Source organism: Vibrio sp. D173a (genome assembly GCF_030248475.1).
Genome location: NZ_JAHGAH010000905.1, coordinates 1 through 1590 on the forward strand (window position 1 = coordinate 1; position 1590 = coordinate 1590).

Annotated in this window: 2 protein-coding genes and 1 pseudogene; 1 reads left to right on the forward strand and 2 read right to left on the reverse strand. The window is 47.2% G+C overall.

What is annotated here, in order from left to right:
- Positions 1 to 431 (forward strand): annotated as a pseudogene (locus KIV40_RS30155) (MATE family efflux transporter); the annotation flags it as partial.
- Between the two features lie 72 nt (positions 432 to 503).
- Here KIV40_RS30155 and KIV40_RS30160 read toward each other — a convergent pair.
- Together KIV40_RS30160 and KIV40_RS30165 are read right to left on the reverse strand one after the other, a co-directional pair.
- Entirely contained in the window at positions 504 to 1382 is an 879-nt protein-coding gene (locus tag KIV40_RS30160) for a U32 family peptidase (RefSeq protein WP_285352946.1), read from the reverse strand.
- Positions 1383 to 1399: 17 nt separating this feature from the next.
- Positions 1400 to 1590: U32 family peptidase (locus KIV40_RS30165; RefSeq protein ID WP_285352947.1), on the reverse strand; the 191-nt coding region annotated here is incomplete at its 5' end.

Consider the following 1590-nt stretch of genomic DNA (forward strand, 5'->3'; position numbering starts at 1 on the left):
ACAACATTCGCCAACTGCTTAAGATTGCGATGGTGAGCTCTGTTGCTGTCGGCATGGCGTTTATTATTCTATTGAACATCTTCCCAAGGGAATTTGTCTCAGTGTTTAACTCTGAAGACCCACAGCTAGTGGAATACACGGTATTGGGGATTAGACTACACATGTTTGCCTTGGCTCTGGATGGTTTCCTAGTGGTAGCAGGTGCTTATTACCAAGCCGTCAACAAAGGCAGTAAGGCGATGTTTGTCACGGTCGGTAATATGCTGATTCAGCTACCGTTCTTGTACATCATGCCGAAGCTGTTTGGTGTGCCGGGGATCTGGATCGCCTATCCACTCTCAAACATTGCGCTGAGCGCGGTCGTGATCGTGATGCTGGTGAAAGATATAAAGAAGCTCAATGCGCCGGATCTGCAAACAGCCACCGCATAACCGATTAGAAGTTTATGGATAAAGAAAAGGTCTAGCGATTGCTAGACCTTTTTGTGTTTTTGAGGGCTTGGCTTAGATGTTCTTTACTTCTAAGCCTGCTAATTGGTGCCAGTAGCCGTTGCACTGACGGTCAGCAATCTGAATTGGGCTCTCACCGTTTTCATTAGCTCTGAAGTTATTGAGCTCAGAGAAGGTGTCGATACCTAGTGGGCTTAGACGAACCACATCAACCAGATCATGCATATTCGGCAGATCATTGATTAGGTTGTAGCAGTAACCTGACTGAGTCTGGATACCGTTAAGGTTGAAGACTGATTGCCCCTCTTGGCTCTCGACTTGAAGACCTGTTGGGTACTTGATGCAGCAAGTCTCGCAATCGTCTTTTGCTTTGTTTTCAGCACGAGCAGTGAAGCAACGCGCTGAGTAAGCTAAAGGCAGATAACCGTGGCTGAACACCTCAACTTCGAACTTGTTACGAATGTTGAGTTCTTCACACTGAGTCAGCACGTTAGATAGCCACTCGCGAGATAGCTCAACCGGCATACACCAACGTGTCATACCCTGCTTAAGAAACAGGTTTAGGGTGTGTGCATTATAAGTGTTGACCGCAGGGCCAACCACAAATGGCACCTTACTTTCACTCGCCAGCTGAATCGCTGATACATCATTGGCTTCAATCGCGAAATCGCCGTTGTCGACGTATTTCTTCATGATGTTCACTTCGCTCGGTGCTTCTAACAGCGCCATGGTTGAAAGCACAACTTGTTTACCTGACGCTGATAGTTCTTTGGCAATATCCAGCCAGTGTTTGGTTTTCATCTCACGGCGTTTAGAACAGACCGCTTCACCAAGATAGATAATGTCGGAAGAGCTTGTTTTTGCTTGCTCGTAGAAGCTTTCTACATCTTGCTTTGGCCAGAAGTAGAGTAGTGGACCTAGTGCGTATTTCATTGCGTTCTCCATCGATCCTATTGCCATTTACGGTGGTAAGCACCAAGCGTCGTTTGTGTGCCTTCTGATACATTTGCTAAGGCAGCATTCCAAGCGGCATCAACGTGATAAGCCTCTGGGTTGGCTTGGTAGCGATCAATCGCAGCGCGCCAAGTACGAGTCACTTGTTCAACGTAGGCAGGGCTGCGTTGACGACCTTCGATTTTCA

Coding starts and splice junctions, on each gene's coding strand:
- KIV40_RS30160 (WP_285352946.1), bottom strand. CDS start 1,382: ATGAAATACGCACTAGGTCCACTACTCTACTTCTGGCCAAAGCAAGAT.